6 protein-coding genes are annotated in these 6,925 nt (G+C 69.0%); 3 read left to right on the top strand and 3 right to left on the bottom strand.

Features of this window, described 5'->3' with window-relative positions:
- Window positions 1-117: 117 nt before the first annotated feature.
- Window positions 118-639, bottom strand: coding sequence for an ATP-binding protein (locus tag ACFWI4_RS24535; RefSeq protein WP_387199886.1), 522 nt, complete (start codon window positions 637-639; stop codon window positions 118-120).
- 338 nt (window positions 640-977) lie between these two features.
- Between ACFWI4_RS24535 and ACFWI4_RS24530 the strand changes: the two genes are divergently transcribed.
- The 3 genes from ACFWI4_RS24530 (at window position 978) to ACFWI4_RS24520 (ending at window position 4,101) form a co-directional block, all read left to right on the top strand.
- The gene (locus ACFWI4_RS24530) at window positions 978-1,802 is read left to right on the top strand and encodes a helix-turn-helix domain-containing protein (RefSeq protein ID WP_385398839.1); all 825 of its coding nucleotides are present in this window, start codon (window positions 978-980) and stop codon (window positions 1,800-1,802) included.
- Window positions 1,803-1,979: 177 nt separating this feature from the next.
- Complete coding sequence (locus tag ACFWI4_RS24525; protein ID WP_387199883.1) at window positions 1,980-3,440, top strand: aldehyde dehydrogenase family protein; 1,461 nt, start codon at window positions 1,980-1,982, stop codon at window positions 3,438-3,440.
- Between the two features lie 112 nt (window positions 3,441-3,552).
- Window positions 3,553-4,101: a DinB family protein gene (locus ACFWI4_RS24520; RefSeq protein WP_387199880.1), complete on the top strand. Its 549-nt coding sequence runs from the start codon at window positions 3,553-3,555 to the stop codon at window positions 4,099-4,101.
- A gap of 24 nt (window positions 4,102-4,125) precedes the next feature.
- Here ACFWI4_RS24520 and ACFWI4_RS24515 read toward each other — a convergent pair whose 3' ends face one another.
- Both ACFWI4_RS24515 and ACFWI4_RS24510 read right to left on the bottom strand, forming a co-directional pair.
- The gene (locus ACFWI4_RS24515; protein ID WP_387199877.1) at window positions 4,126-5,532 is read right to left on the bottom strand and encodes a glutamate decarboxylase; all 1,407 of its coding nucleotides are present in this window, start codon (window positions 5,530-5,532) and stop codon (window positions 4,126-4,128) included.
- 69 nt (window positions 5,533-5,601) lie between these two features.
- Window positions 5,602-6,888, bottom strand: a complete 1,287-nt coding sequence (locus ACFWI4_RS24510; protein WP_387199874.1) for an ion channel protein — start codon at window positions 6,886-6,888, stop codon at window positions 5,602-5,604.
- Window positions 6,889-6,925 lie beyond the last annotated feature (37 nt).

The raw sequence follows: 6,925 nt of genomic DNA, 5'->3' as shown, positions 1-6,925 counted from the left end.
GGACCCCCCGCCCCGCTACGGGCCGGCGGGGGCCCCTGCGCCCTAAAACACGGTTGTGCTCCACTCTCTGTACGTTACCCCGGGTACCACCGCGGCGCAAAACGGCCCCGCGGTTCGCTACTCGGAGGAGGGCGCGGCCGTGTCCGGCTGTGGCCCCAGCCGGAACAGCGCCCACACGACCTTGCCGCTGAGCGTTCCGGCGAGCGGGTGCCAGCCCCAGCTGTCCGAGAACGAGTCGACCAGGAAGAGGCCGCGTCCCGACTCCGCCGCGAAGTCGTCCGAGTCGCCGGCGACCGGACTGTCGTGGCTGGGGTCGCGCACCGCGCAGACCAGTCGCGAGGTCCACCTCATCAAGTGCAGCCGTACGGGCGGCCCTTGGTCGTCCTTGCGAGGGGTGTCCGAGGGCAGCGCGTGCCGCAGGGCGTTGGTGACGAGTTCGGAGACCACGAGGCAGACGTCGTCGAAGCGGTCGCCGATCTCCCACTGGTCCAACGTTCCGCGCGTGAACTGCCTGGCCTCGCGCACCGCTTCGTAGCGGGCGGGCAGGGCGCACGAGGCGGCGCCGGACACGGCCGCGGGATCGAGAGGCGGAAGTCCCTGCCGTAAGGGTTCGAGCATGGTCGATCCATTCGTCCCCATGCGAGGCACTCCCGGGTGTTCGCGGTCGTTGCGATGCAGCGGTGGCGCGGGGACCATGGTTCCGAATGCGTACAGCAGATGCAAGGGCAGATGCACGTGCACGCGCCCGAATTGGACCTTCCTCTGCTACTTCTTGGTTATTTCTTCCTTCACCTTATTCTCAGTTGTCGGTCCTTCACTGATCCTTTTCTGTGCCTCGGCTTTGGCTGCTTTCCGTTTCCGTAACTGAACGAGTACTGCTTGAAGTGTTTTAGTGGCAGACTGCGGCGTCTGGAAGACGGTTGGGGAGGCTGACGAACGTGAGCGCTGGTGAGTCGAGCGGCTCGGTGGTGCGGCGCATGCTGCTGGGATCGCACCTGCGGCGCCTGCGCGAGACACGCGGCATCACCCGCGAAGCGGCCGGTTACTCGATCCGTGCCTCCGAATCGAAGATCAGCCGTATGGAGTTGGGAAGGGTGAGCTTCAAGACCCGCGATGTCGAGGACCTGCTGACGCTCTACGGCATCAACGACGAGGCCGAGCGCACCTCCCTGGTCTCGCTCGCCAAGGAGGCCAACGTCGCGGGCTGGTGGCACAGTTACTCCGACGTCCTGCCGAGCTGGTTCCCCACCTATGTCGGCCTGGAGGGCGCGGCCCATCTGATCCGGGTGTACGAGGTGCAGTTCGTGCACGGCCTGCTCCAGACCGAGGCGTACGCCCACGCCGTCGTCCGGCGCGGCATGAAGGGCGCCTCCGCCGCCGACGTCGACCGGCGCGTGGCCCTGCGCCTGGAGCGGCAGAAGTACCTCGTCTCCGAGAACGCCCCCGAGTTCCACATCGTCCTCGACGAGGCCGCGCTGCGCCGTCCCTACGGCGACCGCGAGGTGATGCGCGGACAGCTCCAGCACCTGATCGAGATCTCCGAGCGGCCCAACGTACGTCTTCAGGTCATGCCGTTCAGCTTCGGCGGGCACTCCGGCGAGAGCGGTGCCTTCACCATCCTGAGCTTCCCCGAGTCCGATCTGTCGGACGTCGTCTATCTGGAGCAGCTCACCAGCGCGCTCTATCTGGACAAGCGCGAGGACGTCAACCAGTACGAGGGTGCGCTCAAGCAGCTCCAGCAGGACAGCCCCGGACCGGACGAGAGCCGCGACCTGCTGCGCGGGCTCCTGCAGCTCTCCTGACTTCCGCGACCTCCTGGCCGCCCGGTCTCCCGACTCTCCCGAGAGCGGTCACGGACTTCTCCGGACTCCCTCAACTCCCTTGAAACACAAGTACGATGACATGTGATCAGACCGTGATCGGATGTCTGCTGTCCCGGGCCAAGGACTGTCTCGGCAGCACAGGGATTGAGGGAGCACATGTCGTCCTACTTCACCGACCTGGCCCAGCAGTACATCGACGGACAGTGGCGCCCGGGGACGGGCTCCTGGGACATCATCGACTTCAACCCGTACGACGGCGAGAAGCTGGCCTCGATCACGATAGCCACGGTCGAAGAGGTCGACGACGCCTACCGCGCCGCCGAACGCGCCCAGAAGAAGTGGGGCGCGACGAACGCGTACGCCCGCCGCGCGGTCTTCGAGAAGGCGCTCGCCGTCATCGACGAGCGCGAGGAAGAGATCACCGAGGTGATCATCGCCGAACTCGGCGGGACCCGCCTCAAGGCCGCCTTCGAGCTGCACCTCGTCCGTGAGTTCCTGCGCGAGTCGGTCCAGCTGTCGCTGCGTCCCGAAGGGAAGATCATCCCCTCGCCCGGCGACGGCAAGGAGAACCGCCTCTACCGCGTCCCGGTCGGTGTCGTCGGGGTCATCAGCCCCTTCAACTTCCCCTTCCTGCTGTCGGTCAAGTCCGTCGCCCCCGCCCTCGCGCTCGGCAACGGCGTGGTCCTCAAGCCGCACCAGAACACCCCGATCGTCGGCGGCTCCCTGGTCGCGAAGATCTTCGAGGAGGCAGGTCTGCCCGGCGGCCTCCTCAACGTCGTCATCACCGACATCGCCGAGATCGGCGACGCCTTCATCGAGCACCCGGTCCCCAAGGTCATCTCCTTCACCGGCTCCGACAAGGTCGGCCGGCACGTCGCCACGGTCTGCGCCGCGAACTTCAAGCGCTCGGTGCTCGAACTGGGCGGCAACAGCGCGCTGGTGGTCCTGGAGGACGCGGACATCGACTACGCGGTCGACGCGGCGGTCTTCAGCCGCTTCGTCCACCAGGGCCAGGTCTGCATGGCCGCCAACCGCGTCCTCGTGGACCGCTCCGTCGAGGCCGAGTTCACCGAGAAGTTCGTCGCCAAGGTCAGGACGCTGAAGACCGGCGACCCGAAGGACCCGGCGACGGTCATCGGCCCGGTCATCAACTCCTCCCAGGCGGACGCCCTGTCGGCCGTCGTCGAGCAGGCGATCGCCGAGGGCGCCACCGCCCTGCTGCACGGCACGACCACGGACAACCTGGTCGAGCCCTCCGTCCTGACCGGCGTCCCCGCGGATTCCGACCTGCTCCGCCAGGAGGTCTTCGGCCCGGTCGTCTTCCTCGTCCCCTTCGACGGCGAGGAGGAGGCGGTCCGGATCGTCAACGACACCCCGTACGGCCTCTCGGGCGCCGTCCACACGGCCGACATCGAGCGCGGCGTGAACTTCGCCAAGCAGATCGACACCGGCATGTTCCACGTCAACGACGGCACCGTCCACGACGAGCCCCTCGTCCCCTTCGGCGGCGAGAAGCACTCCGGCATCGGCCGCCTGAACGGCGAGACGACGGTCGACTCCTTCACCACCACCAAGTGGATCTCGGTGCAGCACGGGCGGAGCCGCTTCCCCTTCTGACGCCTTCGCGTGATCGTCCAGCGCGCCCGGACCCTTGCGGACAGAACCTGACCGCAAGGGTCCGTAGCGTCTTCCGTGTCAGCAGGAGGACCCGACGAAAGGGCGGCCGGTCATGGTCACGCATGTACGAGCGGAAGAGCAGGGCGACGAGCGCGGGGCGCTGCTCGCCTTCATCGAGGAGCAGCGCGGAGGCGTCCGCCGGTCGCTGCTCGGGCTGACCGAGGAGCAGGCCGCGAGCAGGCCGAGCGCCAGCGAACTCTCCCTCTCGGGGCTGCTCAAGCATGTCGCCGAGGTCGAGCAGAGCTGGATCGCACGGGCCAAGGGCGAGCAGCCGGCCGTGCGGCGGGACGAGTCGAACTGGCACGAGTGCTTCGTCCTCGCCGTCGGCGAGACGGTCGCCTCGCAGCTCGCGTACTGGGAGAAGGTCGCCGCCGAGACGGAGGCCTTCCTGAGCTCGGTGCCGAGCCTGGACGACACCTTCGCGCTTCCGCCGGACCCCTGGTTCCCGCCCGAGGGCCGTGTCTCGATGCGCTGGCTCGCCCTCCATCTGATCCGCGAGACGGCCCGGCACGCCGGGCACGCCGACATCATCCGCGAGTCCCTGGACGGCAAGACGGCCTTCGAGCTCGTGGCGATGGAGCAGGGCTCCACCTGGGGCTGACCGGCGTCCGAGCCGGGGTCGGTGTCAGTGGTGGAAGCTCGTGGCCGCCTCCTTGTCGTGGGTCAGCGGATGCGGCTGGCGGCGCAGTTCGGGCAGCAGCCGGGTCAGGTCCTCGATGAAGAGGTCGGCGAGGTCGGACGAGAAGCCGTTGCGGCACACCACCCGAAGCACCGACAGGTCCTGACGGTTCTCGGGGAAGGTGTACGCGGGCAGCAGCCAGCCGTTCTCGCGCATCCTGCGGGACACGTCGAACACGTCGAACGCCTTCACCTCGGGTGCCGTCGTGAAGGCGAACACCGGCAGTTCGTCGCCCCGGGTGATGAGCCGGAAGTCGCCCATGCAGTCGATCCGTTCGGCCAGGACGCGTGCCACGTCCCGGGTCGTCTGCTGCACGGTGCGGTAGCCCTCCCGGCCCAGCCGCAGGAACGTGTAGTACTGCGCGACGACCTGTGCGCCGGGGCGGGAGAAGTTGAGCGCGAAGGTCGGCATGTCGCCGCCCAGGTAGTTCACCCGGAAGACCAGTTCCTCCGGCAGTTCCTCCGCGCTACGCCACAGCGCCCAGCCGACGCCCGGGTAGACCAGTCCGTACTTGTGGCCCGAGGTGTTGATCGACGACACCCTCGGCAGCCGGAAGTCCCAGACCAGGTCCTCGTCGATGAACGGCGCGATCATCGCGCCGGACGCGCCGTCCACATGGACCGGGATGTCGAGGCCCGTGCGTTCCTGGAGCCGGTCGAGCGCCGCGCAGAGCTCCGCGATCGGTTCGTAACTGCCGTCGAAGGTGGAGCCCAGGATGCCGACGACCCCGATCGTGTTCTCGTCGCACAGCTGGGCCGCCGCCTCGGGGTCGAGGTGGAACCGGTCGCCCTCCATGGGTATCTGGCGGGCCTCCACCTCCCAGAAGTTGCAGAACTTCTCCCAGCACACCTGGACGTTCACGCCCATGACGAGGTTCGGCCGGGCACCCGGGTAACGGTCGGCGTTGCGCTTCGTCCAGCGCCGCTTGAGCGCCATGCCGGCCAGCATGCACGCCTCGCTCGAACCGGTCGTGGAACAGCCGACCGCGGCCGACGGGTCCGGCGCGTTCCACAGGTCGGCGAGCATCGACACACAGCGCCGCTCCAGTTCGGCCGTCCGGGGGTACTCGTCCTTGTCGATCATGTTCTTGTCCCGGCACTCCGCCATCAGGACCCCGGCCTGCGGCTCCATCCAGGTGGTGACGAACGTGGCCAGGTTGAGCCGTGAGTTCCCGTCCAGCATGAGCTCGTCGTGGACGAGCTGGAGCGCGGTCGTGGGAGGCAGCGGGCCGTCCGGGAGGCGGTGCTTGGGGGGCGCCTCGACCATGCCGCTGACCGGATTGGCCTCGCCGTAGAAGGGATTGACGGTGTGCGGGTGGGCATCGGGCTTCTGCTGGCCCTTGTGGAGCGGCATGGGCTTACTCCCAACGGTTCGGCGGGACGGGCGTCCCACTTGTTCATCGGACGAGAGGGCCCCGGCGGTTCACCGGATCGCGCTCCCGTCTTCGTGAAGTTGCATCTGAGGCCGCCCGGTCACCAGCAGCCAGGCCGGCAGCGAGGCGATGCAGAGCAGGGCGACGACCGACGCCGAGGACGCCAGGACGGCGGCCGTGAACAGGCTCACCCAGCCCTGCCGGGTGGTCGCGAGAAGGACGCCGAGGACCCCCGCGGCCAGTCCCAGCGACGGCGGGACCGAGTTCACCAGCGCATGGGCGCACAGACCGAACGAGGCACCCACGAACACGGCGGGGAAGATCCGGCCGCCCCGGAATCCGCAGCACGCCGCGACGACGAGCGCGGCCAGTTTCACCACGGACATCAGGGCGAACCGGCCCGCCGACCAGCCGTCCGGGTTCCGGGCGATCTCGGCGACCTGGTCCAGGCCCTTGAACAGGGTCAGCGGCCCGCCCAGGCAGCCCAGCAGGCCGAGCACGAGACCGCCGACGGGCAGGGCCGCCATGGGATGGCGCAGCAGGCCGAACGCCTTGTGGACGTAGGGGAAGGCGTAGACCCCGGCCAGGCCGAGCACCGCCGCGGCGGAGGCGATCACCACCGCGGACAGCACGTCGGCCCAGCCCGGACTGCCGAGCGGGGGCAGACCGAGGTCGAAGCTCGCGTGCCCCAGCAGGCCCGTGGTGATCGAGCCCACCGAGGCGGCCGTCAGCGGCGCGAAGAGGTTGTCCCACAGCATGCCTCGCACCTGCCGCCCGACGAGCGCCTCCGACATGACCAGCGCGGCCGCGACCGGCGTGCCGAACAGCGCGCCGATGGTCCCCGCCTCGGCCAGGGCCACCCACAGCTCACCGGGCGCGGCCGGCGCGAACCGGCGGCCCGCCCAGAACGCCAGCGCGACATTGGTGGCGATGATCGGGTTCTCGGGTCCGAGGCTCGGACCGCCCGCCAGCATCAGCGTGGCCGCCACCAGCAGTCCGGGCAGGATGTACGGGGCCAACGGCGCCGCCTGGAGCCCCACGGTGGCCGGATCGGGCCCCGCGTGCCCCGGCACCTTCCACACCACCAGACCGACCAGGACGCCGGTGGTGGTGAGCATGACGATCATCCAGAGCGAGGAGTACCCGCCGATGCCGAGCGCGTCGGGAAGGTCCGTCCACAACACGTCCTTGAGCTGTTCGGCGAGCTGGCTCACCCCCACGAAGAGGAGGCTGGAGACCGCGCCGACGACCACGGCCGGGAGGAACAGCGGAAGCAGCGTCCGGGCGGGCGTCGCCGGGGCGCGGGCCGGTCCCGGAGGAGCCGCTTCGTGGGTCACGGGCTCACCCTAAGCGTGCGAATCGGACATAACATCC

It is taken from the genome of Streptomyces sp. NPDC127038, assembly GCF_042725875.1.
Taxonomy (GTDB): domain Bacteria; phylum Actinomycetota; class Actinomycetes; order Streptomycetales; family Streptomycetaceae; genus Streptomyces.
This window is presented reverse-complemented; position numbering and strand designations above follow the sequence as displayed.